Below are 25,363 nucleotides of genomic sequence, written 5' to 3' on the forward strand. Positions count from 1 at the left end.
ATCCTTTAGATTAATTTTCTCTATTTAAAAGCATAAAAGTTAATTCTTTTAAGCTTGTTGTATTCACTGTTAATGATTCTAAAATATCAACACATTCATTAGTTAATTTTTTGCAAATCTCATTACATTTTTCTATCCCGTATGTTGTAATAAAGTTTGTTTTATTATTATTCTCATCGCTTTTAATCTTTTTTCCTAGTTTTTCTGTATTTCCTACAACATCTAATATATCGTCTTTAACTTGAAATGCTAACCCTAGTTTTTCACCATATAATCTTAATTTATCAATATCATCCTCACTAGCCTCAGCCATTACTGCTCCAGATAATATTGATGCCTTTATAAGTTCACCCGTCTTCTTTTTATGCATATATAATAATTCATCTTCAGAGATAACTTTTCCCTCATTTATTATGTCAACTACTTGACCACCAATCATTCCCTCTGAACCCGACGAATTTAATATAATTTTAGATGCCGCCAAAGCATTACCGTCATTTTTCATAGAATAATCAATTAGTAAATTACAAGCTTCATTTAGTAAGGCATCTCCTGCTAAAATTGCAATTGCTTCACCATAAACTATATGGTTTGTTGGTTTACCTCTCCTTAAATCATCATTATCCATAGCTGGCAAGTCATCATGAATTAATGAATACGTATGGATCATTTCTAATGCTAATGCTAAAGGTAATACACTTTCATAATTATCCTTATACATATTATAAGTAAGGAGACAAAGAATTGGCCTTATTCTCTTTCCACCAATATTTAAACTGTAATTTTGAGAATCATAAATAATTTTATTTAATCCATTTCTTTCTTTAAAATAATTCTTTAATTCTTCATTAAAGTAATCCCTAATTGCATTAATACTCATAGCTACTCCTTTATCTTTTCCTCAATACCTTCATTTATAACTTTTAACTTTCCTTCCATAGAATCCAATGTTAAATAAAGTTTATTAACTAATTTTACACCTTCTTCATAAATTTTCATAGATGTTGAAATATCTACTTGATTGCCTTCAAGCTCTTCAATTATTAATTCAAGTCTTTTAATCATATCCTCATAATTTTCTGATTTTTTTGCCATTAAATCACCTACTCTATTCCTTAATAATATTTATTTCTGCCCTCTTATAACCATCCTTAAAATTAATTTTATATTCACCTGAAGTAAATTCTTCTTTAGATTTTATAAGTTTACCTTTATCGCTTTCTAAAATTACATATCCTCTATTTAAGACATTAATAGGACTCTTTGCTTCTAGTACATTCTTTAATTTTATCAAGTTTTGTTTTTCTGAATTTATTTTTAAACTTATACCTCTATCAAGTAAGCCCTTTAAGGTTTCAACTTCTTTATATTTATTTATTAAATAATTTTTTGGGGAATTTAATTTTAGAACCTTCTCTAAATGTTCTATTCTTATACGAGAATTATAAATCTTATTTTCTATAGCTGAATTTAACTTATTTTCTATATATGCTATTTCCCCTAACAATTCTTCTTTATCTGTACTTATTATTTCTGCAGCCGCAGAAGGAGTTGCTGCTCTTACATCTGAAACAAAATCACATATAGTAAAATCTACTTCGTGACCTACTGCCGAAACAACTGGTATCTTTGATTTAAAGATTTCTTTAGCAAGCTCTTCATTGTTAAAGGCCCATAATTCTTCAATAGAACCACCGCCTCTTCCAATGATTATTACATCAACCTTTTCTTTTGCTCTTTCATTAAAATACTTTAATCCTTTTATTAAGGATTCAGGTGCTGATTCTCCTTGAACTAAAGAAGGATACAAAAATATATCAATAGAATTGTTTCTTCTATGAACCACATTAATAATATCCTTAATTGCTGCACCAGTTTCAGAGGTTATTACACCTAAATTTTTAACGTAACTTGGTAAATTCTTTTTATGTTTCTCATCAAATAAACCCTCATCTTTGAGTTTATTTTTAAGATTTTCAAATTGCGAATAAAGATCACCAATTCCTGCATCTTGGGCTTCTCTAACATAAAGTTGATAATTACCTTCCTTAACATATGATGAAAGTCTTGCCTTAACAATAATGTTTTGGCCTTCTTTCATTCTAAACTCATTCTTAGACGCATCACTCTTAAACATAACACAATTTACTTTTGAGAACTCATCTTTTAATGAAAAATAGATATGACCTGAAGAGTGATATTTTAAGTTAGAAATTTCACCCTTTACAGATAAATTATTAAGTATAAAGTCATTATCAAAAATTCTTTTTATATAATTATTAACATCAGTAACACTTAAGGTTTTAATATTCATATTATTCTAATGCCTCACATGCATTTTTAATAAGTAGTGTAGTTGTTAATGCACCAACTCCTCCAGGGACTGGTGTAATATATTCTGCTATATCTATTACATCTTCAAGTTTTACATCTCCTGTTATCTTCCCATTAAATGAAGAAGTCCCTACGTCAATAACTATTGCTCCTTCTTTAACAAATTCCTTACCTACAAAGTTTGGTCTGCCAATCGCGACTACAAGTACATCAGCCGTTTTAGCTATTTCCTTTAAATTTTCAGTTTTTGAGTGGCATACAGTAACAGTCATATCTTCATTTAAAAGAAGTTGAAAAACTGGTTTCCCTACTATATCACTTCTACCTATAACTACTGCATTTTTTCCTTTAAGGTTTATTTTTAGAGATTTTAAAAGAGTAATAACACTGTTTGGGGTACAAGGAAGAAAACATCTTTCTCCTTTATAAAATCTCCCCATAGATTCATTGGTTAAACAGTCAATATCTTTATCTGGCTTAATAATTGATGTCACTCTCTTCTCATTAATATGCTTTGGAAGTGGCAATTGAAGTATTATACCTTGAACTTCAGTATCTAAATTTAATTCATTTATTCTTTCTATGAGAAAATCTTCTGTAATGTTTTCTTCTAGTAAAATTTTATCAAAATTAACTCCAAGGCTTAAAGCAACTTTTTCTTGAGCATTTTGATAGTATATAGACCCACCATCGTTTCCTACTAATATAGATGCTATCTTAGGAATTTGAAGATTTTTCTCTTTTCTATCTTTTATAAAATTTGAGATTTCTTCTTTAATTCCAGCTGCTATTATTTTTCCATCTAGTATTTTTCCCATAGTTTTCTCCCCCTAAGACATTAAATTTCTTTGTTAATACTGTCTAATACTCCATTTACAAAAGAAACAGATTTTTCATCAGAGTATTCCTTTGTAAGTTCTAAAGCTTCATTTATTGAAACTTTATTCGGTATATCTTCTATAAATAATATTTCTGCTACTGCTATTCTTAAAATAGATAGATTTACCTTCGATATTCTATCTAATTTCCATCCCCTTAAATTAGGTTCAATCTTCTTATCAATCTCTTCCTTATGGGCATTAACTAGATTTAATATATCCAATATGTAGTTTGTTTCAAGAACAGTTTTATCCTCATTATAATTATCCAAGAAACTTTCAAATATTTCTTCTGGACTTTCTTTGGATATTTCCATACTGTAACAAAGCTCCATTGCTACTTTTCTCGATTTCTTTCTATTCATAAGTACCTCCAACATATATCTTTATTATTGTCCTTTTCAAATTGTTTAAACACCATTAATATATTCTATCACATAGAAATGCCCTCTGAAAACCAGAGGGCAAAAATTAATTATTTTTCTTTTTGTTCCTTTTCTTCCTTAGGCACAACTATATTGTGAACGCTTATGTTTACACTAGATACCTTAAGTCCAGTCATAACCTCAACGGTCTTCTTAACATTTTCTTGAACTTGAGAAATAATCTCTGGTATTTTTACACCATATGAAACAGCTAAAACCATATCTATTACTGCTTCATCTTCATTTACTGTAACCTTTACACCCTTACCAACATTTTTTTTACCTATTTGAAATATAGGAATTGAAGCAACGTTTGATGTATATTCGTATACTCCATTTATTTCGGAAGCTGCTATTCCAGCAATCACACTTACTACCTCGTCAGATATTCTTATTATACCTAAACTTTCGTCTCTTACCATTTCTTCCATGATAAATAACCTCCTGTTAGCTTTTAGCCTTTATCTTATGATAATTATACCAAAATAAGAATGTCAATACAATGTTATTGCTTAACTTCTATTGAAACATCTTTAATATTAGAAATATTTATAACTGCTTCTAAAATTTCATTTGCTTGTTTTTGTGATAGTTCATCCTTACTTTTAACAGTAACCTTTGCTTTATTTCCATCAATTGAGCATAATGCATCTTCATATCCTTTACCTTTTACTGCTAATTCAATCTTAGATGCATAATTTTTACTCATTACGAGTGTACTTAACTGTTTAGATGCCTCATCTTTTTCTTCTTTAGGAGTATTAGGGTTGTCTATAACTTTGTTAAGTGAATCAATAGTAGTTGAATCAATCTGTTCCTTCTGATTTCTTTGATCATAAAAATAATCATTAGCTTTTGTAGCATCCTTATCCTTGTCCTCATTATTTGTATTGATTGTTGGATTTAAAGCAGTTGGTGAGTCAGGAAGTGATCCGTTCACTTTAGCAGCTAAAACTCCCACACATACGATTAATGCTAAAAGTGTAAAAATAATCCCAAATTGTTTTTTTGTCATTTTTCTCTCCTCCCATCTATTTTCTATAAAATTATATGCTGCTATTTCATTGGATATACATTTATCTTATCCATTGATATATCATAAAGCCCAGCACATGCTTTTGTGATATCATACTTTACCTTTGAACTATCTGCACCTTGCGCAACTATCACTATTCCTGTTACTTTCGGTTTTTCAGTTTTAAGTATAAGTGGATCGTTGCCATTATTGGCCATTACAACTTTGCTATTGCTATTTTTCTGATTTGTTACCCTTTCACCAGAATCCTTATCCTTTTCTTCTGTTACACTAGTTTGATCCGTGGTATCCACGGCTGGAACCTTTGACTCACTCCCTTCAAAATACATCATTACCTGTACATCACCAACACCTTTTATATTTTGTAGTATATTTCTTAAGGATTCTCTTTGCGCATCTTCATAAGTTGATAGCACTTTATCATCTTGATTTTTAACTATACTTTTCTCTTGATTACTAGAATTATTAAACATTGTTAGTTTTGAGGAACTCCCTTTATTAAAAAAGCTTAATACAATAAGTGCAAATAAAGCTATAATTACAACTGCAATTACATTCATTATCCTTTGATCTTTTATCATGGATAATATTTTTTTCTTCAAATCATCCTTATTCATAACATCCTCCTTAACTTTTATAAAATACTTTTATTTTATCTTTTTTTACTCCAAATTCTTCGCTTATTGTGTCTTTTATTCCATCCTTTTCTTTAATGTTTGCTTCTTCTTTATCCGCTTCCTCTCCTATCTTGATTTTACTTATTGGCTTTACCTTCTTTGAACTTATATAAATATTCACATTTTTAATCTCAATATTATATTTTTCTAGATCTATATCTCCTTGAAATTCACTTTCAAAATCTATATCTTTATATTTTTTCTTTAAAATAGAATTAGCATTATCTTGAAGATTTTTTATTACCTTATCTTTAGTTTCCTTATTTGAATTTAAAATCTTTGAATTATCTAAGTTGCTACTACTTTCAAGCTTTGCTTGATTATTCATTATTTCATTAACAAAGTTAGTATTTCCACTTCCAAAAATCTGAAGTATTGGTTTTAATAAGACCACTATTAAAACTAGCCCTAAAACAAATTTTACGTACTTTTTAAAAGAATTATTTACTATTAGCATCTCAATTGCCGTCATAAAAACTAGAGTAAAGGCTATATCAATAACCCATTCTTTAATTAACTCCATTTTATCCTCCTACTACAAACTTGCCTGTAGAAGCCATTATTGCGATCATAACAAAAAACATTAATGATATTGAAAGCATACATGAGATAATCATTACAACAAAGTCTCCTACTGAAGCGATACAATTAGTTATTCTACTATCGCATATTGGTTCAACTAACGCTGCTGATAGCTTGTACATGACAGTGATCATTATAAGTTTAATAATAGGAATAAGCACAATGAAAATAACAACTAATAACCCCAAGGATGATATTGCATTTTTTAATAACACAGCATATCCAGCAACAGAAGCAATTGCATCAGAAAAAGCTTTTCCTACAATAGGAATAAAATTATCAACAGCAAATTTAGCAGTTTTTAATGTTACAGCATCAATTGCAGTTGAAGTAATACCTCTAATCGTAAGAAGTCCAATTAAAATTGTTACAAGAATTCCTTGTACCCACAGAGTTATTTGTTTAAACAGTTTGCAAATATTCGTTATTTTATGATCATTGGATAGATTATTTACAAAATTTAAAACAAAACTCATTAGTATCATTGGAATAATAAAGTCAACATATACCCTTGGCGCAATTGTGACTGCTCCCATTAAAATTGGATCCATTGTAACAGCCTCTGTAATTCCGCCCACTGAACCAATCATAAATACTAATACAGGAATTAATGCCATCATAAAATCCGTTAAATTCTGGATGGTCGTTTTTGCTAAATCAATAGTTATCAAAAAGCTTTTAGAAATTATTATTATTAAAATTGCATAACAGGCATAGAAGGCAATATCTCCATGGGAACCCTTAAAAGCATCTTGTAGATTTCTAAGTAATGAGCATAAAATTGCTATAACTATTATTGATATCAATAGTTGTAAAACACCTTTTGCTTCTTTAAAAACTGCACTTAACAATGCTTTTGATAACTCTTTTGTAGATAAGTCTCCTTTACCTTGAGTTATATAAGTTTTTATATAGTTTCCAACATTAAGCTCATTCATTAGTTCACTTTCACTTTTCATTTTAGTTACATAATCATAAAGTTCTTGAACATTACTGCTTTGCTCCAAATCACTTGTATTGTTATCTAGTTCTTTTGCCATTGGAGTCATTACAAGAAAAATATTTATAAAAATTGTTACTAACAAAACTTTTATTATTTTTTTCATTTTATACTCCTACATAATTTTTAATATAGCATCTAGTACCCCCATAAGTATTGGCATTGCAATTACCATAATCAATATTTTAGCTGCAACTTCTATCCTGGAAGCTATTCCATTTGCTCCTGCCTCATTACACACTTCCATTGCAAAGGATGCTAGATAAGTAATACCAACAATTTTTAATACAAGTGTTACATAAAATGTATCAACATTTGCCTTACTAGATATATCTCTCAAAAAATTAATTACTTCTGTCAAAGGGTTAAGTAGAAATAATAATATTATTACTCCACTTACTAAAGAAATCAGTGCTGCAATATTTTGTTTTGTCTCTTTAAAATATAAAAACAAAAATAGTGTTACTAGCGAAAATGCTACTATTTTTACAATTTCCATCTTTCCTCCTAGAACATAAACATAGTTTTAATAGAATCAAATAACTTTGCAATTAAATTTACAAGCATAAGAAGTATTATCACTACTCCAGCAATATTAGTTAATGTCGCAACATCATCTTTTCCTGATGACTTTAGTACTCTTTCTAAAATTACAATTAAAAGACCAGCTGCTCCTATTTTAAATAACAAAGAAATATCTAACATCATACCCTCCCGCTTACATTAAAAATATAACTATAGCTGCTCCAAGGCTCATACCTAAGCATCTATACATCTTACAGTTTTTATTTTTTAAATCTTTAGCTTCATTTATTTGTTCTCGAATATTCGATAAAACTAGTTTAAATATCTTCTCTTGTCCAAAAACACCTGATTCACCTAAAGATTTTGAGAAGTCAAGTAATATGTTTTCATCTTCATCTTTAAAACACAACTGTTCCTTATAAGTATTAAGTGAATTAAGAAAAGCACCATAAACCTCTTCAACATTATTTTCTTTTAAGTCTTCTGCAATATTACTAAAAAAACTCCTCCATTCACCTGTATATTTATGACTTATTTCTTCAAAAGTTTCTGGCAAAGGAGTATTAACATATAGTATTTGATTTTCCATATAGACTATAGATTTTTCTAAAATCTTAAGGCTTTCATATCTTTTTACATATCTTTGAGCAAAATTAAAGCCAAGATATGTAGAACATAAAAATATTCCTAAAAACAAAACATATCTGATCATTTAATCTCTCTCCTCTATTATCCTTACATTTTCAATAGTTCCAGGTCCCCTTCTATTACTTAGTTCAATTACTCTTTTTAATATCTTATTATCTAGTAGCCCCCTAAATATTTTTCTATTATATAAGTCATTTATGTCGTAACCATGTATTGTAGTTATTATATTAACTCCAGAATTATAAGCTGAAATTAATGCTTCTACATCTTTATCTGAACCAATTTCATCACAAATCAGAACTTCTGGAGACATACTTCTAATAGCCATGAGCATTCCTTCACTCTTAATACAGTTATCAAATACATCAGTTCTTATGCCTACATCCATCTGAGGTATACCTTGAAACGACCCCGCTATTTCACTTCTTTCATCAATTATAGAAACCTTTCTACCAGGTATCCCTTTTCCTTTCATACCATTTGATATATTCCTTGAAATATCTCGTAATAATGTTGTTTTGCCGCATTTAGGTGGGGAAATAATTATTGTGTTTAAAATTCTTCCCTCTTCAGTAATTAATGGAATCAATCCATCTGAAACTCCTTTCAGTTCTTTTGTAATTCTTATGTTTACAGAAGATATATTCCTAAGAGTTTTTATTTTATTGTTATCTATAACCCATTCTCCAGTTATCCCAACCCTATGCCCGCCATTTATAGTTATAAATCCTTGTTTAATATCTTCTTCAAAAGCATAAAAGGAATAATTGGCCATTCTTTTTGCAACTATCTTGATATCATCTAGTTTACATATATAATTTGATATAAATTCTCTATGGTTTGTTACTATAATCAATGGTAAGTTTGCTCTCATCCTAATTTCTTGTACTTCATCTATTTTAAATTCAGTAATGCGTCCCAAAACTTCCTTTGGTAGTATATCCAATACTGAACTATATTTGTTCATATCATCACCTCCACTTACAGTAAATTGTATTTACCAAATCACAAAAATATAACTACATAAATAAAATATGTAAAACTGTTAATTAAAATTTTTGATTCTTCAAAAATGAAAAAAGCATATCAAATGGTTCTTAACCATTTGATATGCTTCTGCTTTGCTATTTTATTTAATTTATATTTTCCCCACAGAAAGGACAAGGGATTGAGATACCTGATTCTAGCGCACTACTTTCAATAAAAATAGGTTTGTTACACTTAGTACATGTTACTTCTTTAAAATCATCCTCAATATCTTCTAAATCTTCAATTGACACTTCTTCAAACAAGTCTTCTTGTATTTCAGAAATATCATTGTCTAAGAATTCAACATTCTCTTGTATTGTTTCAACATTAACTTGAATTCCCTCAACTCTATCATTTAAATTATCCATTAATAGCAACAATGATTTTATTATTTCTTTATTTTCTGAGTCTTTTAGACTTTCCACGGCTTCTTGAATTTTATAGAATTCACTTTTAAAATCCATTTTTGCACTTCCTTCTTAATAATAAAAGTGCTAAGTCAATCAATGACTTAGCCACAAATACTAAACTCTTTCCATGTAATCCCCAGTTCTTGTGTCGATTCTGATAACATCACCTTCGTTAACAAACATAGGAACCATTACTACAGCATTAGTTTCTACTGTTGCTTGTTTTAAGGAATTTGTTGCAGTGTTACCTTTTACACCTGGCTCAGTTTCAGTAATTAAAAGTTCAACAAAGTTTGGTGCTTCTACAGAAAATGCTTGACCTTTGTAGAATTTAATAACAGCAAACATGTTCTCTTTTAAGTATTTTATTGCTTCTTCAACTTTTTCATAGTTAAGAGGTATTTGTTCAAATGTTTCTTGATCCATGAAGTAGTATAATTCACCATCAGAATATAAATATTGCATTTCTTTTCTTTCGATAACTGCTTCTTGGAATTTTTCAGTTGGGTTAAAAGTTCTATCAGTAACTCCACCTGCTATTACGTTTCTTAATTTTGTTCTTACGAAAGCTGCACCCTTACCTGGCTTTACATGTAAGAAATCTACAACGTTATAAACTTGTCCATCATATTCAAAAGTAGTACCTTTTCTTAAATCACTTGCTGAAATCATTAAGTATCCCTCCAAATTGTATTAATCATTATATATTATAACCCTATAATCCAAAATAATACTTTCATATATCCTAAAAAAGGGTTACATTGTCTTTTTACAACAATGATATTTTATCAAAAGTATTGATTAATTGCAAATATTTTAGCTAAATTATTGAATTTCACCTATTATAAGTATATTCTATGTATGAAGAAAATTCAACAAAAGCAGACAAATTCCACTTTTCATTAATTTTCTCTATTTTTAGATTATTTATTCCTTGTATAAATTTATTTGAATTAAATTCATCTAGCATTTTTAGTAGTTCTTCTTTTGTACCTATATAGGAGATTCCAAAGTTTATGCTATCTTTTGCTTTTGTTTCTTTTAATATTATTATGTCTTTATATTTCTCTAATATATTTAATGCAATATTATGATTTATGCTTATTTCATTTTTTCTTATTTTACTTTCAGGAAGATTTATATTTATTAAAAAACTCTGTCCTAAAGATAAGATAAGAAAGATAATAAACTTAATAATTATGGATCTTTCCATTAAAGTTCTCCCTTAATCTCTATATTATCTTTGTTATAATTAATATCTTTAATATTAATTTTCCCCTCTTCATCTATTTTTTTAATCTTATTCATAGCTAAACTTGAAGAGTCTACATTTAATATGTTTATATAAAAACTATTATTATCTATTCGCACATTTATATTTTCTTCTTTTGATAGCTCTAATATGTATTTTATTTTTTCATTATTAAAATTATTTTTAGATTGTTTTACTTCTGGCTTACTTTCCTTAAATGAAGTAAATTGTATAACTTTTTTTGCTGCCATAGGTAAAAGTAGTATATTAAGTATAAGAAGTATGTTAATTAAGTTTTTAAATCTTTTTGTACTTTTTTTCTTCTCTTTAATACTAATTTCTATTGGTATGAAGTTTTTATATAGCCTCATATAAGTTCCTTTCTTAATTCTTCTATATTAAAGGAATTTAGTTCTCTTTCATCACTTTTTATCATTAATTCCATCTCTTTAATTTTTTCTTTAATCTTAAAATCATTAATTACACTAGCTAATCTTTCTTTTTCTATTTTATCTACTTCTTTTAGAAAAACAATGTATCCATTTACTATACCTATAGCAATTGCAGAACTCTCTTCAATATAACAAATCATTCTACATTTATTTTTACTTCCTCTTTTATATTTTTCAAACAAAAACACTTCATAAGGTATTATTTTTTTAATACTTGCCCTTTCAATTATTTTATTTAATATAAAAGGTTTTACAATAGAGTATATAATAAGTGTTTTATTTTTCTTATCATAAATATAATGAAATAGTTTATCCTTAGAATTAAAAAAGTTACTATTAATTGTTTCATAAATAAATTTCTTATCTGGTCTCTTATTTGTATTTATTTTAGTAATCATTAGTGTTTCACCCTTGATTACTATACTGATATTTCCTTTTATAAGTGATTCATACTTATTGCTTTCTCTTATATAGAACTCTTTGTTTTCATGAATAAATGAGATTTTGTCTTTATTGATTAACACTTTTTTATTTAGTGCCATACTACATAACTCCTTCATAATATGTATCCTCAATCAAATAAATTTCTCCCCCATTATAGTCGAAATCAAATCTATACTTTAATTTGCCCCCCTCTAGTTTACGTATGTATATAATTTTATTTTGAGTTATATCATAATAAACTTGATTCTCTCCACTCTTTGCACTTATGCTATTATTTTTCAAGAAATCTTCTATGTCTTTCTTTTCTTTAATACTGTTTTTATTAATTTGAGATATGTAATTATTAATTAGTTTAATATCATTCTCCCCCATAGTTTTTATTTGATTTTCTTTGAAAGGATAGATGTATTCTTTTAAGATATTAATTGATACTAATTTATATATTGAGACAACAAGTATTGAAAAAATCATAATGTAAATCAATAATATAGCAGAGATTTGTCCCTTCTTACAAGCTAAACACCTCTTCATAATTTTTATTATTTACTTTAACAAAAAAATAAATCAATTTACCCTTTTGTATAAATTTTACCTCCTTAACATCCTCCATAATTTTATTTACTGTGGTTAATTTTCCATCTGTATAATAAAAAACTCCTAATGCCTCACTCTTATACATTGCTATTTCCTCATACTTGTTTTCTACTCCATAATTTATCTTCAGTTTATTATCTAAAACCTCATATTTTTTAACCTGAGTTCTATTTATATTGCTCTCAATTGCTATTATTCCATTTGAGAACTTATCCTCATCTAGACTATTTTTGCAATAACTTTTCTTAAAATCTATTAAGTCCACAATTATCCTAAGCATAAAACATAGCAATATGCTTGATATAAATAAATATATTATAGTTTCAATCAGGATTACTCCTTTTTTCATTTCTATCTTACATTTCTTGATATACAAACCTCCTCACTGACCATATTACTATTAAATTTACTAACCTTTTGCTCAATCTTTACCTTTATAGTATTCTCACTATTTAATTTTTGAATTTTTATGTATTTATTATTGCTATTTATTGAAGCATCAAATAAATCTGTAATATTATTATTTATAATTCTATCAATATCTAAGTTTTCAGAGTTTATATACAAGGTTTCATTATCCTTAAATGCTGCTAGAAGATTATCATATCCTGCATTATAGAGTAATTCCTTTTTAATACTCTTAAAAATCACAGTCTCTTTTCTAATTTCTTCTCTATAAGCTAAAACCTTTTTAGCACTACCATAGCACTTAATTGAAATTAAAAATAAAATGCATAAAATTGCTATTACTATAGGAATTTCTATTAATACTAACCCTTTATTTTTATTTAACATTTATATACTCGCTTCCTGCTGTAATAGATAATACATCTTTCTCTAGCTTCCCTTTTTTGACTGAAATTGTAGTTGATATATTGGCTTCTCCATTAGGATCAAGTAAAAATATGTTCTTACCATTTGAATACTTATATACATAACCATTTGGCAATTGATATTTTTTAATTAACAATCCTTTTTTATCATATATATTTATTCTTTTATCTGAAAAAGCTACTTTAATATATTGATTTGTATACTTACTCTTTAGTTTTCCAAAACAAATACTATCCTCTGTAAATACTTTTATTTCATCTATTTTATCTTCATTTATTATTTTTACTAAAGGTTTTATAAAAACAAAAATTGTACTTATAATTACCACAAGTATTGCAACCGAACAAAGTAATTCGATTAATGTAAATCCTCTTTTCCTCACAACTTAACTCCATCATATATTGGTAGTAAAAAAATAATAAACATAGAAATAATTACTGTGCTTAAAATTAAAATAATTGTCGGTTCAATTATAGTTGTTATGCTATCTGTTTTATATGTTATTTGTTTTTCTTTTTCTTCAGCTAATGATTTTAGTCTTTCACTTAATGTTCCAGTTTCTTCGCCAACTTTTACAAAGGAAATTGTATATAATGATATACAGCTCATTTCATCAAGAACTAAACTTAAAGCTTTACCTTGGATTAAGTTTTCATAAATATATAGTACTTTTTCCTTTACAACTGGAATATTAACCTCGTTTCCAAACTGATAAAGTGCATTTTGGACATTAACTCCACTTTGAAATATCAAATAAAAAACTTGAATAATATAAAATTCAATAAATTGATTAAAGAATTTAAATTTTCCAATGATCTTCATAATTCTGGTATTAAAAATCTTAAAACACAAAATATATGGAATTAATACTCCATAACAAACTACATTAATGCAGCTAACGACGGGCATTTTATCGAAGCTTTTTCTCAAATCGAAAATCATCTTACAAATACCCTTGGGAACAATTTCTAGTGAAGAATACATATCAATAAATTGCGGTAGTAAATAAATGAACATTATCACTGAAATTAATATAATTAACGAAATTAGTATCATAGGATAAATAAGTGCATTAACTATTTTTTTCTTAATTGTGTGTAAATTTTTATAAAAGTTTCCTAGAGAATCAAGAGTTTCTTGTAGCTTACCAGTATTCTCACCTATCAATATCATTTCTTTAAATATTACAGGGAAGATATTTAAGCCTCCCATTGCTTTAGAAATGCTATACCCTTCTCTTACCTTATCTCTAACTAAAGTAATTGCTTCCTTATGATATTTATTTTTCAAATTAAGCTTAATCATTTCAAATGCTTCATCTATTGGTATGCCACAATTTATTGTGTTTCCTAAGGATTCAGCTATATAACTTAATGTTAGATTATCAATTCTATGTGCTTTACTACGCTTCAATATTCTCTCCTTCAAGAAAATTTATATAAGTATCTAAGCTAATTACTCCTTCCTCTAGGAGATTTTTAAGTCTAGTAAAAAAATTGCTGCTAAACTTAGAGCCTACTTCCCCTCTTAAGTATTCTTTTATATTTGCCTTTTCTATGTCCTTAATAAACAACATGTCGTAAATTAATATTCTCCCTTGAGTTCCAGTGTAATTACACTCTTCACAGCCAGTGCCCTTATAAGAAACTTCCATACTAATCTTGTGTTTATTTCTAATTTCATCACTGATTCTATTAACAGTATTACAATTGCTACAATTCCGTTTAACTAATCTCTGAGAAATCACTAATATCATTGAATCCATTAGTAGATATTCCTCTATACCCATCTCTTTTAATCTTGAAAAAACTTCATATGGGCTTTTCGTATGAATTGTTGTATATACCTTATGCCCTGTAATTGCTGCTCTTACTGCAATTCTTGCAGTTTCCTCATCACGTATTTCCCCAATCATTATAATATCTGGATCTTGTCTTAGAATACTTCTTAATCCATTTGAAAATGTTATTCCAGCTTTGGTATTTACTCCAACTTGGTTTATCCCATTTATTAGCATTTCTACTGGATCTTCAATTGTTGTAATATTTACATCTTTACTTTTTTCTTCATTAAGTATTGAATACAATGTGGTTGATTTTCCAGAACCTGTAGGCCCATTTACCACTATCATCCCATTCCTTACAGCAAGGGCTCTTTTAAGCAAACTTAAATCATCTTTAGAGAAATTAAGATTTTCTAGATTATATTTATCCCAATTGTTATAAAGCACTCTTATTACTATTTTTTCACCATAATATGTCGGAAGTGTTGAAACTCTTAAATCTAATAATTCTCCATTTTTCATGTTATGCAACATCTTTCCATCTTGAGGTCTTAATTTATCTGAAAAATCCATATTACTTTTTATCTTAATTCTAGTAGCAATATTTAAATATTTTTCCTTATCAATCTTAAATGCTAATATTAACGAACCATTTAATCTATATTTAATTAGTACCTCTTTTTCAAATGGCTCAAAATGTATGTCTGATGCTTTTTTGCTAATTGCGTCGTTAATTATATTTCCCTCGGTATCTATGTCTTTTTTATATATTCTTACTCCAAAACCAGCCTTTATTAATTTCTTAATATTACTCTCTGATGATTTTATAGGAACAATCCCTGTAGAAAAGTTTTGTTCTAGATATTTTACCATTTCATCTGATACATTGCTCATAGCTACATATATTTTCCCATTGTATCTACCTATAGGAATAATATTATACTTCTCACATATATCTAATGGAACTTCCTTAAGTAACCCTATATCGATGTTGTCTAATGATAATTCTCCACCTAGGTTCATTTAATCACCCCCAGTTCAGATTATTATCATATTTCTATTTTTTTAATCAAAAAAAGAAACAAATTATCGCTAATTTGTTTCTATAAAAGAGTATTGTCCAGTTTTTTTAGATTTTATTTTTACTGTTCCATCAACTGAAACAAGTTCATATACGTCTTCTTTTGAAGATGAGTCATCATAACCTATGAAAAGTATATTACCCTCTAGATCTTTTTCTATGCCCTTCTCTAAATCAATATTCTTAGGAAAATCATAAACCAATTTTTTTAACTTACCATCACTTAAAAGATATAGTGAAGATAAACCATCTTTCCTTTTACCTAATATAAACATTTTATTTTCTAAAACAATTATGTCATTTATATTCTGTACTTCTGTAGTTAATACCTTCACTTTACTATTATCAATATCAAAGGAATTTAGTGATTTATTACCATCAAAATCAGATGTCAAATAAATAATTTTATTACCTTCTACTTCTATGTATTCTATTGCTCCTTTCTTTATATCAAGCAAAAGTTTTTCATTATTGGTTTTAGTATTATAAAGAAATATTCCATTCAATTTACTTTCATCTTTAACACCATAATATATAATTGAATAATTATCTAGCCAAACGTAATTATTTCCAGAAATAAGCGTATTAGTTTTTAGTTCTGCAAACTTTTTATTTGACGAATCATAAATACCTAAAGCAACATTATTTTCTTTTATTTCTTTTGAATAAAAAACCTTATCACCACTTGGAGACAACTTAACATCTTTTATATCTTTCCAAGAATCTATCGTATTTTCTTTATTCTCAATACCCAAAATAAGATTTTTAGAATTATCCACATTTTTTTCTCTCAAATATCTATTTTCTTTTTTATTATAATTTATCAAAGCTCCTTCTTCATTATCTGAAAACTTTATATTTTTATCTAAATCTAATATAATTTGCATTTTTCCGTTATTATAGTAATTAACACTACCTTGTACTACTTTACTATAATCCTTGAATGAACTTTTATTTTTATCTGATTTTACATTATTATCACAAGAATATAAATTTAAAGATAAAACTGCAAGTACTAAAGGGTATGTTATTTTTTTAATTTTCATAACTTAAACTAAATATCCTCCTATTTATAAAAAGTGATTTATATGTTATATATATTTTTCTATTAATTTACTCCCTTAAATAGTTCAGCCTATAGAAATTCTTGATACAAATGTTTTAAAAATGTTATACTAAATTTATCTTTTTAATGAAAGGAAGATTTCTATGGCTTTAGACGGTATTTTTTTACACTATTTTGTTGATGAATTAAAACCATCATTAATTGGTGCTAAAATTGATAAAATAAATCAACCTGAAAAGGATGAAATAATATTAACCTTAAGGACTAGTGGAGAAAATAAGAAATTTCTTATCTCTGCATCAAGTAAACACCCTCGTTTTCATTTTACTAAAGAACCTAAAGCAAATCCACTAAAAGCCCCAATGTTTTTAATGGTTTTGAGAAAATATCTATCTAGTGGCAAAATTGTAGATGTCACTCAATATAAGAATGATAGAATAATAACCCTCCACGTTGAAGCAATGGACGAACTTGGATTTAACTCCCTATATAAGTTAGTTATTGAAATTATGGGGAGACATAGTAATATTACTTTAATAAGGGACAGAGATAATAAAATCATGGAATGTATAAAACACATATCATCTGACGTAAATTCGTACCGTGTTTTATTTCCTGGTGTAACATACGTATTCCCTCCAGATAGTAATAAACTAGATCCATTTAATTTTAACAAGGATGAGCTTACTGAAATATATAGAGAAAAATCAATTGAATTAGATAAAAATATGTTTTTCAATTTATTTACTGGTATAAGTAAACTTCTTAGTTCAGAAATGTTTGACATTTATTCAAAAAACACCGCAGATAATTCAATTGATACAATTTCAGATTTTACTATAAACTATTTTAAAAATCTTGATTCTCAAATTAAGTTCTTACTTTTTAAAGATAATGACGAATTTAAAGATTTTTATATAACATCTATAAAAAATTATATGAACTTATATTGTGAAGAGTTCCAAGATCCTTCTGAGCTATTAGAATTATTTTTTAAAGGTAAGGATAAACAGGATCGAATTAAATCTAAATCAAGTGGCCTTCAAAAAATCATCAATACTAATATCGAAAGATGTAATAAAAAGTTAAGTATATTAACCTCTACATTAGATGAATGTAAGAAGAAAGATAGCTATAAAATTAAAGGTGACCTACTTACAGCATACATTTATAGTATAAAAAAGGGTGACAATTCAATTAAACTTTTAAATTTTTATAATGAAAATGAAGAAGAGTATTTGGATATAGATCTTGATACAAATAAAACTCCTTCAGAAAATGTTCAATATTATTATAAGAAATATAATAAATTAAAAAAATCTGAAGAAAATGCACTGGAGCAGTTAAGTAAAAATGATGAAGAATTAGAATATCTTAAATCTGTACTTTCAAATCTGGAAAATTCGGAACAGTATTCAGATATTGATGATATAAAGAAGGAATTAATTGAAACAGGATATATAAAATTCAAGAAAAATCCTAAAGATAAAAAGGATAAGGCAACTAAACCACTTCATTTCATTTCAAGTGATGGATTAGATATTTTTGTTGGTAAGAATAATATCCAAAATGATTATCTTACATTAAAGTTTGCACATAAAGAAGACACTTGGCTTCATACAAAAGAAATCCCAGGTTCTCATGTAATAATCAAAGGAGGAAATGTACCTGATAGTACCCTTAGGGAAGCAGCTAACCTTGCTGCCTATTATAGCAAAGGAAAGCTATCTTCAAATATTCCTATTGACTATACCAAAGTTAAATATGTAAAGAAACCAAACTCAGCTAAGCCAGGAATGGTTATTTATACAAATAATAAAACCCTCTATGTTAACCCAAGTGAACCTAATTTAATTAGAAAATAAGAAGCAGGGCATTAAATATTTAATGCCCTGCTTTCATATGAACTTTATTTTCTAAAATATTCATAATAATAACATTTTAATCTACCATTGTATAATTTTCTGTTCTTATCTGATTTAACTCCAAAAAGCTTCTGAAAATCTTCATATGAAGTTAAGATATTCATTTGAAGATTTGGATTACTTTTTTTAAGTTCACCTAGTTTCTTATATAAAATTTTAATTTCTTCTTCCTCACCAATTCTTTCTCCATATGGAGGATTAGAAATTATAAATACATCATCCTTTTTAAGTTCAAAATCCATAAAATCCTGCTTATGGAATTCAATATTACCTGAAACCCCAGCAAGTCTTGCATTATCTTTTGCAACAGATAATAATCTGCCATTTATATCATAACCAAATAATTTGATATTGTTATTCTTTATTGACTTTCTTGCACCATCCCTCACTTGATCCCAAAGAGATTTAGGCATATTAGGCCATTCTTCACTAACAAATTTTCTATTTAATCCTGGTGCCATATCCCTAGCAACCATTACAGCCTCAATCAATATTGTTCCTGAACCACAAAAAGGATCTATTAAAGTTTCTTTACCTGACCACTTAGATAAAAGAACCATTGCTGCTGCAAGTGTTTCTTTAAGTGGTGCCTCACCAGCTTTTTCTCTATATCCTCTTTTATGTAATCCAAGTCCAGATGTATCAACTGATAATGTTGCCTTGTCTTTTAATAAGGATATTTCTGTCTTATAAACAGGACCATCCTCTGAAAAAATTGTTCTATTGTACTTCTCTTGCATACTTGTAACTATAGCCTTCTTAACTATTGATTGGCAATCTGGGACTGAATGCAATGTAGATTTAACTGATTTACCGGTTACATGCATCTTACCATCTACTGGTATAAGTGCCCCCCAATTTATAGCTTTTGTACCTTGAAATAGCTCTTCAAAGCTTCTAGCTTCAAATTCTCCCATATTAATTAATATTCTTTCTGCAGTTCTTAAATGTATGTTAGCAATGACAATATCTAACTCATCTCCTGTGAAATGCACCTTACCATTTTCGAGTATTAATTCATCATATCCTAAAGATTTTAGTTCCTTTGCTACTACTGATTCTAGTCCAAAGGCAGATGTTGCAATTAAATTATAATCCATTAAATATGCTCCTTTTACTTTTCATATATTTTAACAGAATCTTCCTTATCTATTTCCTTAATTTCCACTGCAATTATCTCAGAGCTTGAAGTCGGAATGTTTTTGCCAACATAATCAGCTCTTATAGGAAGTTCTTTATGTCCTCTATCAATAAGTACAGCCAGTTGTATTGATTTAGGTCTTTGATAATCAATTATTGCATCTATTGCAGCTCTAGCTGTTCTACAGGTAAATAGAACATCATCTACTATAATAACCTTTTTATTTCTTATCTCAATACCTATATCATTGTCGGATACAGATGGAGCTTGACCAATTTCACCTAAATCATCTCTATAAAGAGTAATATCTACCATTCCTACTGGAACCTCAAAACCTTCTATATTTTTTATTTGTTCAGCAATTCTCTGTGCTAAAGGATATCCTCTTCTTTTAATTCCTATAAGTACTATATCTTCAACACCTTTATTTTTTTCTATAATCTCGTGAGATATTCTAATCAAGCTTCTTCTTATTGCATTTTCATCTAATAAGATTGATTTTAATTTCATTTTTTCACCTATCCCCTTAATTTTTTAATTGCTTCTTGAAAATATTCAGGAAGTTCTGAAGAAAATTCCATATATTCTTTTGTACTTGGATGTATAAAACCCAATAACCTTGCATGTAGCATTTGCCCATTAGTTGAAGTTTTTTGCTTTTTAAATCCATAAACTGGATCTCCAACTAAAGGGTGTCCTATTTTGGCCATATGCACTCTTATCTGATGTGTTCTACCAGTTTCCAAATTACATTTAACAAGTGTATATCTATCATACACTTCTATAACCTCATAATGCGTAATTGCTTCCCTTCCATCTTCAACAATTGCCATCTTGATTCTTTCTTTTGGATGTCTTCCAATAGGTGCATTTACAGTTCCTTTTAATTCTTTTATTCTACCTTCAACTAATGCAATATATTCCCTTTTCATAGAATGATCCTTTAATTGCTTTGATAAAAAACTATGACTTTGATCATTTTTAGCTATTACTAATACTCCTGATGTATCTTTATCAATCCTATGTACTATTCCAGGTCTGATTACACCATTTATTCCTGAAAGATCTTTACAATGAAATAGCAATGCATTAACTAATGTCCCTGTATAATTACCAGGAGCAGGATGTACAACCATCCCTTGTGGTTTATTCACTACTATTACATCTTTATCTTCATAAATTATATCGAGTGGAATATTTTCAGCTTCAACCTGAAGATTTGTAGCTTCAGGTAACTCTACGCTGACTAAATCATTTATTTTTAATTTATAACTACTTTTTATATTCTTACCGTTTACTAAAACATTTTTAGAATCTATCAATTCTTGAATAAAGCTTCTTGACTTATCCGTTAAAACTTCGGATAAGTATTTATCTATTCTTACATCAACAAACTCTTCATTTACATTTAAAGTTCTTTCTTCCATAATAATTATTGCCTCTCCCACCAAAACTAATCTGGTAAACTTGCTTTATATTGAGCGTTGCTAATCTTTTCTATTGGATCAACATATTCATCGTCATCATTATAAAGATTATCTGAATTATCAATGCTATAATAATCATCCACTTTATTATAGTTATATACATCTTGATAATTATCAATAGTTCCATCTACTATATTTTCTTTTCTATCTGCATGATCGAAATAAAATGGATTCCCTAAAACCTTTTCTTCTACAGGTCTCTCTATTTCATTTGTTTTAGAAGAAATTTTCTTTTGACATTCAATACAATACTCTGCATAAGGTATAAAATCTAATCTTTCCTTAGATATCTCAGTTCCACAGTATTTGCACTTACCATATGTACCATTTTCAATAGCATCTAATGATCTTTCAATTTGAGAGTAAATTTTATCCTCTCTTGCTTTTAATGCAATCCCTGTTTCCATAGTGTAAATTTCACCAGCTGTATCAGCAGGATGATTATCATAATGAGATATTTCAGATGCTACCTCTATGTTAGTATATACCATATCATTGTCTCTTAGATTTTTTATAATTTTTTTAACTTCTTCTTTTTCACTCAATAGTTTCTTTTTATAAAGCTTCATTAAGTTGTCGTCCATAATACCACCCTCTTTTGATTTTTTAAATCTAACTTCAACATATGTATTTTCTACCAGTCGTTAATAGATATGTTGTCGAATAGAATTACTCATATATATTCTTATCAAAATCAAGCAATATTATTATTACAATACACTCTTAATTTACATATTATAAAGTATATGATAAATTTAAGCTACCTAAATTTCAAGAGATTTCTAAAAAAAAAGAAGCAAAATCCTTACAGATTTTGCACTTGAAACTATTTATTTGCAAAAAAACTTTTTATTTGATCAAGATCAGTATTACTAACTTCTTCTTCAATTGATTCATTAGTTATTGGATCCTCTTCAATGGTTCTTTCTTCTATAACTTCTTCTACAGGAGTTCCAATGCTGTAATTTTTAATTACTTCTTTTTCCAAATCATCAAAAGTTTCTAGTTGTGTATTCATAAAATTTCTAAACTTAGCTCTAAATCTTACAAATTCTTGTTTTACTTTATCATATTCATCATTAATTTGTATTACATCTCCATGAGCCTTATCTAATATTTTTTGTGCTGCATCGTTTGCATTTTTTACAATTAAATCAGCCTCTTTTTGCGATGAAGATCTTGCTTGTTCAGCTGCATTTTGAGCTAATAAAAGAGTATTTTGAATTGTATTTTCAATCTTATTATAGTGATCTAACTTTTCAGTTAAATTAGTTACAGTATCCTTAAGGTGAGAATTTTCTTTGTAAATTTCTTCATAGTTTTCAACTATTTCATCAAGAAACTCATCTACTTCTTCCGGACTGTATCCTCTAAGCCCTCTTTTAAACTCCTTATTACTTATGTCTGCTGGAGTAATTTTCATACGTATCACCTCTACATTATGTATATTTTTTTATTTTAATTCTTAATTTATCACTTTTTGTTTTTCCAACTATTTCACTAATTATATACTTACCTTTGCCTCTTATAGTGATTCTTGAATCTAATTTTACCTCTGAGCTCTTATTAATGTCATCTGAATAATCTATAAGTACTTTCCCAGAATCAATAAGTTTCACAGCATTTGCTCTTGAACAATTAGCAATTTCGCTTACTAATGCATCTGCTCTAAGTGAAGCTACATTAATAATAGACTCAGTAAAATCTATGTGTGGTAATTCTTCTAAATCAGTTATAAATTCAACAGTGCAAGGATTTTTGCCTACAGAAATAAGATTTTCAATTATAAACTTGCCAATTTCCTCACAAACTACAAAATAGCATTTATTATCTTTGATAACTAAATCCCCAATCTTATTTCTCTTTATTCCTAAAGATAATATAGCACCTAAATAATCCTTGTGCTCTAAAACTTTAAACTTTGAATTATTTATTATTTTTAGCATTGAAATAGGATATGGGGTATTATAGCCATTGTTGAATGAAATCATTCTTCTTTCGCTTTCCTCAAATACACCGTTGCACTCTATTTTCATTATATGAGATAACCTTTTGTAAAAAAAGTTCCATATATTAGGGGTTAAAAAATCCTGTGTAAAAATTGTAGTTTCATATTGCATAGAAATATTAGCCTTCTCCAAAACAGATTGAGCTAAATTTAATTCTTCTCCAGAAAAATGTGCAATTAATTCTTTTTTATCAATCATTTATTATAATACCCTAAATAATAAGGATTGTATGAATTGTATTGCAAGTAATGCCAATAATGGAGAAAAATCGATCGGTAGATTTAAATTAAGTCTATCTTGTAGTCTTCTAAAAGGCTCAAGTATAGGGCCAGTAAATTTATTTAATGATCGATATATATTAACAGCATAACCCATCTGAGCTGCCATAGATAATATAACATCCAAAATTATAGCCCACTCTAATATTTTAAAAAGTAAAAGTATAGCTATCACACGATTTCAATCCCTTCTTTAATAGTAATTATATTCTTAAAACTTAGTACAAATAAGAGTACTCTACACTATACTATTTACTCCAATTAAATATTCCCTTAGATGATAATTCGCTTTTCAATTCATTTGTTACTTCAACATTTGAAGGTGATAGTATATATACCCCTTTTTCAACTTCTTGAAGTTCCCCAGCTAATGCAAAACATGCACCAGAAACGAAATCTAATAGTCTTTGTGCAATTTTAGTTTCAAGAGCAGTAGAGTTTATAACTACTATTCTTCTTGCTTTTAATGCCTCACAAATTTCAGTAGCATCATCATATACTGTAGGTTTTTTAATTGTTACCTTTGCTGAAGAAGAAGTATGTATATTAACTACTTTATTACTCTTTTTATTAGAGATAATTGGTTCAACTTCTTCCACCTCATCCATTAATTCATCATCTTCAAAATCTTCGTATTCGTCATCATATTCTCCAAATCCGAATAATCCTTTTACTTTATCAACCATTTTAGCTGCCATCTTTTATTTACCTCCTAATTATATATTCTTTGGCCGAATATTCCTTCACCGATTCTAACCATATTACTGCCTTCTTCAATTGCAGTTTTATAGTCTTTAGTCATTCCCATTGAAAGATATTCCATTTGTACATTTTTGTAATTCTTTTCACTTAGGACATTCCAAATTCCCTTTGTTTTTCTAAAGTAGAGCCTATTACTTTCTACATCTCCTTTTGGTATTATTACCATAATCCCTAAGGCTTTAACATAGTTACACTTTTCAATTTCTTCAATGATATTTTCAATATCCTCTTCAAAAATACCTGTTTTACTTTCCTCTTTACCAATATTTATCTGAATAAGAACTTTTGCAATCATATTTTCAGCACTATATACCTTTTCAATTTGATGCAAAAGCTTAATTGAGTCGAGCGAATGTATTAAGTGTACTTTTCCAACAAGGTATTTAACTTTATTGGTTTGAAGATGTCCTATGAGATGCCATCTAACATCCTTATGAAATCTATCGTACTTTTCCATAAGTTCTTGAACTTTGTTTTCTCCAAAATCTCTCATTCCACATTCATATGCATCTTCTAAATCTTGTAATGGTTTAGTTTTTGATACGGCTATAAGTGTTACTTCATCTGGTATTTCCTTTTGTATACTTAATATATTTTGTCTTATACTCAACCTATCAGCCCCTTACCCTAATTATATTCTCCAAAACATAGCAATTTCCTTCAAATTTACATATTTATTATACTATATAGTAGTGATTTTTTCTATAAATA

At 27.9% G+C, this 25,363-nt stretch carries 36 protein-coding genes; 1 reads left to right on the plus strand and 35 read right to left on the minus strand.

Annotated features, from left to right (window positions below; all coding sequences use genetic code 11):
• Positions 1-10: 10 nt before the first annotated feature.
• From PTZ02_RS06600 to PTZ02_RS06725, 26 genes are all read right to left on the minus strand, one after another.
• Positions 11-880 carry a polyprenyl synthetase family protein gene (locus PTZ02_RS06600; RefSeq protein WP_274227006.1) on the minus strand — a complete coding sequence of 290 codons (870 nt, stop codon included), beginning with the start codon at positions 878-880 and terminating at the stop codon, positions 11-13.
• Between the two features lie 2 nt (positions 881-882).
• Positions 883-1,095, minus strand: a complete 213-nt coding sequence (gene xseB, locus PTZ02_RS06605) for an exodeoxyribonuclease VII small subunit (RefSeq protein WP_274227007.1) — start codon at positions 1,093-1,095, stop codon at positions 883-885.
• 13 nt (positions 1,096-1,108) lie between these two features.
• Positions 1,109-2,314: an exodeoxyribonuclease VII large subunit gene (gene xseA / locus PTZ02_RS06610; RefSeq protein ID WP_274227008.1), complete on the minus strand. Its 1,206-nt coding sequence runs from the start codon at positions 2,312-2,314 to the stop codon at positions 1,109-1,111.
• Between the two features lies 1 nt (position 2,315).
• Complete coding sequence (locus PTZ02_RS06615) at positions 2,316-3,152, minus strand: tetrahydrofolate dehydrogenase/cyclohydrolase catalytic domain-containing protein (protein ID WP_274227009.1); 837 nt, start codon at positions 3,150-3,152, stop codon at positions 2,316-2,318.
• A 20-nt stretch (positions 3,153-3,172) separates the two neighbouring features.
• Positions 3,173-3,577 carry a transcription antitermination factor NusB gene (gene nusB / locus PTZ02_RS06620; RefSeq protein WP_274227010.1) on the minus strand — a complete coding sequence of 135 codons (405 nt, stop codon included), beginning with the start codon at positions 3,575-3,577 and terminating at the stop codon, positions 3,173-3,175.
• 110 nt (positions 3,578-3,687) lie between these two features.
• Positions 3,688-4,068, minus strand: coding sequence for an Asp23/Gls24 family envelope stress response protein (locus PTZ02_RS06625; protein WP_274227011.1), 381 nt, complete (start codon positions 4,066-4,068; stop codon positions 3,688-3,690).
• A 74-nt stretch (positions 4,069-4,142) separates the two neighbouring features.
• On the minus strand, positions 4,143-4,652 hold the full coding sequence (locus tag PTZ02_RS06630) for a SpoIIIAH-like family protein (protein WP_274227012.1): 510 nt from the start codon (positions 4,650-4,652) through the stop codon (positions 4,143-4,145).
• Positions 4,653-4,693: 41 nt separating this feature from the next.
• Positions 4,694-5,290 (minus strand): stage III sporulation protein AG, encoded by a 597-nt coding sequence (gene spoIIIAG / locus PTZ02_RS06635; protein ID WP_274227013.1) that lies wholly within the window; start codon positions 5,288-5,290, stop codon positions 4,694-4,696.
• 10 nt (positions 5,291-5,300) lie between these two features.
• Positions 5,301-5,873, minus strand: coding sequence for a stage III sporulation protein AF (gene spoIIIAF / locus PTZ02_RS06640; protein WP_274227014.1), 573 nt, complete (start codon positions 5,871-5,873; stop codon positions 5,301-5,303).
• A gap of 1 nt (position 5,874) precedes the next feature.
• Positions 5,875-7,038: a stage III sporulation protein AE gene (gene spoIIIAE, locus PTZ02_RS06645; RefSeq protein WP_274227015.1), complete on the minus strand. Its 1,164-nt coding sequence runs from the start codon at positions 7,036-7,038 to the stop codon at positions 5,875-5,877.
• A gap of 9 nt (positions 7,039-7,047) precedes the next feature.
• Positions 7,048-7,431 (minus strand): stage III sporulation protein AD, encoded by a 384-nt coding sequence (gene spoIIIAD, locus PTZ02_RS06650; RefSeq protein WP_274227016.1) that lies wholly within the window; start codon positions 7,429-7,431, stop codon positions 7,048-7,050.
• A gap of 8 nt (positions 7,432-7,439) precedes the next feature.
• Positions 7,440-7,637: a stage III sporulation protein AC gene (spoIIIAC, locus tag PTZ02_RS06655; RefSeq protein WP_274227017.1), complete on the minus strand. Its 198-nt coding sequence runs from the start codon at positions 7,635-7,637 to the stop codon at positions 7,440-7,442.
• A 13-nt stretch (positions 7,638-7,650) separates the two neighbouring features.
• Positions 7,651-8,169: a stage III sporulation protein SpoIIIAB gene (gene spoIIIAB, locus PTZ02_RS06660; protein WP_274227018.1), complete on the minus strand. Its 519-nt coding sequence runs from the start codon at positions 8,167-8,169 to the stop codon at positions 7,651-7,653.
• Positions 8,170-9,072, minus strand: coding sequence for a stage III sporulation protein AA (gene spoIIIAA / locus PTZ02_RS06665; protein WP_274227019.1), 903 nt, complete (start codon positions 9,070-9,072; stop codon positions 8,170-8,172).
• 166 nt (positions 9,073-9,238) lie between these two features.
• Positions 9,239-9,598 carry a CD1247 N-terminal domain-containing protein gene (locus tag PTZ02_RS06670; protein ID WP_238882800.1) on the minus strand — a complete coding sequence of 120 codons (360 nt, stop codon included), beginning with the start codon at positions 9,596-9,598 and terminating at the stop codon, positions 9,239-9,241.
• A 60-nt stretch (positions 9,599-9,658) separates the two neighbouring features.
• A complete protein-coding gene (gene efp, locus PTZ02_RS06675; protein ID WP_202766400.1) occupies positions 9,659-10,216 on the minus strand; it encodes an elongation factor P in 558 nt (185 codons plus the stop codon).
• 163 nt (positions 10,217-10,379) lie between these two features.
• On the minus strand, positions 10,380-10,757 hold the full coding sequence (locus PTZ02_RS06680) for a hypothetical protein (RefSeq protein ID WP_274227020.1): 378 nt from the start codon (positions 10,755-10,757) through the stop codon (positions 10,380-10,382).
• Positions 10,757-11,167 carry a hypothetical protein gene (locus PTZ02_RS06685; RefSeq protein ID WP_274227021.1) on the minus strand — a complete coding sequence of 137 codons (411 nt, stop codon included), beginning with the start codon at positions 11,165-11,167 and terminating at the stop codon, positions 10,757-10,759. The genes PTZ02_RS06680 and PTZ02_RS06685 overlap by 1 nt, the downstream gene beginning before the upstream one ends.
• Positions 11,164-11,790 (minus strand): hypothetical protein, encoded by a 627-nt coding sequence (locus tag PTZ02_RS06690; RefSeq protein ID WP_274227022.1) that lies wholly within the window; start codon positions 11,788-11,790, stop codon positions 11,164-11,166. Before PTZ02_RS06690 ends, PTZ02_RS06685 begins: the two co-directional genes overlap by 4 nt.
• A gap of 1 nt (position 11,791) precedes the next feature.
• Entirely contained in the window at positions 11,792-12,163 is a 372-nt protein-coding gene (locus PTZ02_RS06695; RefSeq protein ID WP_274227023.1) for a hypothetical protein, read from the minus strand.
• Positions 12,164-12,200: 37 nt separating this feature from the next.
• Positions 12,201-12,662, minus strand: coding sequence for a hypothetical protein (locus tag PTZ02_RS06700; RefSeq protein WP_274227024.1), 462 nt, complete (start codon positions 12,660-12,662; stop codon positions 12,201-12,203).
• Positions 12,638-13,081, minus strand: coding sequence for a hypothetical protein (locus PTZ02_RS06705; RefSeq protein WP_274227025.1), 444 nt, complete (start codon positions 13,079-13,081; stop codon positions 12,638-12,640). The genes PTZ02_RS06700 and PTZ02_RS06705 overlap by 25 nt, the downstream gene beginning before the upstream one ends.
• On the minus strand, positions 13,071-13,502 hold the full coding sequence (locus tag PTZ02_RS06710; RefSeq protein WP_274227026.1) for a type II secretion system protein: 432 nt from the start codon (positions 13,500-13,502) through the stop codon (positions 13,071-13,073). The genes PTZ02_RS06705 and PTZ02_RS06710 overlap by 11 nt, the downstream gene beginning before the upstream one ends.
• Positions 13,499-14,533: a type II secretion system F family protein gene (locus PTZ02_RS06715; protein WP_274227027.1), complete on the minus strand. Its 1,035-nt coding sequence runs from the start codon at positions 14,531-14,533 to the stop codon at positions 13,499-13,501. Before PTZ02_RS06715 ends, PTZ02_RS06710 begins: the two co-directional genes overlap by 4 nt.
• Positions 14,523-15,926, minus strand: a complete 1,404-nt coding sequence (locus tag PTZ02_RS06720; protein ID WP_274227028.1) for a GspE/PulE family protein — start codon at positions 15,924-15,926, stop codon at positions 14,523-14,525. Before PTZ02_RS06720 ends, PTZ02_RS06715 begins: the two co-directional genes overlap by 11 nt.
• A gap of 69 nt (positions 15,927-15,995) precedes the next feature.
• Complete coding sequence (locus PTZ02_RS06725) at positions 15,996-17,030, minus strand: hypothetical protein (RefSeq protein ID WP_274227029.1); 1,035 nt, start codon at positions 17,028-17,030, stop codon at positions 15,996-15,998.
• Between the two features lie 163 nt (positions 17,031-17,193).
• Here PTZ02_RS06725 and PTZ02_RS06730 point away from each other — a divergent pair, with 163 nt between their 5' ends.
• On the plus strand, positions 17,194-18,915 hold the full coding sequence (locus PTZ02_RS06730) for an Rqc2 family fibronectin-binding protein (RefSeq protein WP_274227030.1): 1,722 nt from the start codon (positions 17,194-17,196) through the stop codon (positions 18,913-18,915).
• A 44-nt stretch (positions 18,916-18,959) separates the two neighbouring features.
• Here PTZ02_RS06730 and PTZ02_RS06735 read toward each other — a convergent pair whose 3' ends face one another.
• From PTZ02_RS06735 to PTZ02_RS06775, 9 genes are all read right to left on the minus strand, one after another.
• Positions 18,960-20,075: a THUMP domain-containing class I SAM-dependent RNA methyltransferase gene (locus PTZ02_RS06735; protein WP_274227031.1), complete on the minus strand. Its 1,116-nt coding sequence runs from the start codon at positions 20,073-20,075 to the stop codon at positions 18,960-18,962.
• 14 nt (positions 20,076-20,089) lie between these two features.
• Positions 20,090-20,626 carry a bifunctional pyr operon transcriptional regulator/uracil phosphoribosyltransferase PyrR gene (pyrR, locus tag PTZ02_RS06740; RefSeq protein ID WP_274227032.1) on the minus strand — a complete coding sequence of 179 codons (537 nt, stop codon included), beginning with the start codon at positions 20,624-20,626 and terminating at the stop codon, positions 20,090-20,092.
• An 8-nt stretch (positions 20,627-20,634) separates the two neighbouring features.
• On the minus strand, positions 20,635-21,543 hold the full coding sequence (locus PTZ02_RS06745) for an RluA family pseudouridine synthase (RefSeq protein WP_274227033.1): 909 nt from the start codon (positions 21,541-21,543) through the stop codon (positions 20,635-20,637).
• Positions 21,544-21,569: 26 nt separating this feature from the next.
• Positions 21,570-22,187: a TraR/DksA C4-type zinc finger protein gene (locus tag PTZ02_RS06750; RefSeq protein ID WP_274227034.1), complete on the minus strand. Its 618-nt coding sequence runs from the start codon at positions 22,185-22,187 to the stop codon at positions 21,570-21,572.
• Between the two features lie 242 nt (positions 22,188-22,429).
• A complete protein-coding gene (locus PTZ02_RS06755) occupies positions 22,430-23,026 on the minus strand; it encodes a DivIVA domain-containing protein (RefSeq protein WP_274227035.1) in 597 nt (198 codons plus the stop codon).
• A 16-nt stretch (positions 23,027-23,042) separates the two neighbouring features.
• Positions 23,043-23,810 carry a YlmH family RNA-binding protein gene (locus PTZ02_RS06760; RefSeq protein WP_274227036.1) on the minus strand — a complete coding sequence of 256 codons (768 nt, stop codon included), beginning with the start codon at positions 23,808-23,810 and terminating at the stop codon, positions 23,043-23,045.
• A gap of 3 nt (positions 23,811-23,813) precedes the next feature.
• A complete protein-coding gene (locus tag PTZ02_RS06765; protein WP_274227037.1) occupies positions 23,814-24,065 on the minus strand; it encodes a YggT family protein in 252 nt (83 codons plus the stop codon).
• Positions 24,066-24,138: 73 nt separating this feature from the next.
• Positions 24,139-24,588: a cell division protein SepF gene (locus tag PTZ02_RS06770; protein ID WP_202766419.1), complete on the minus strand. Its 450-nt coding sequence runs from the start codon at positions 24,586-24,588 to the stop codon at positions 24,139-24,141.
• Between the two features lie 14 nt (positions 24,589-24,602).
• The gene (locus tag PTZ02_RS06775) at positions 24,603-25,262 is read right to left on the minus strand and encodes a YggS family pyridoxal phosphate-dependent enzyme (RefSeq protein WP_274227038.1); all 660 of its coding nucleotides are present in this window, start codon (positions 25,260-25,262) and stop codon (positions 24,603-24,605) included.
• Positions 25,263-25,363: the final 101 nt, after the last annotated feature.

Source organism: Clostridium sp. 'White wine YQ' (assembly GCF_028728205.1).
Lineage (GTDB): Bacteria > Bacillota > Clostridia > Clostridiales > Clostridiaceae > Clostridium_T.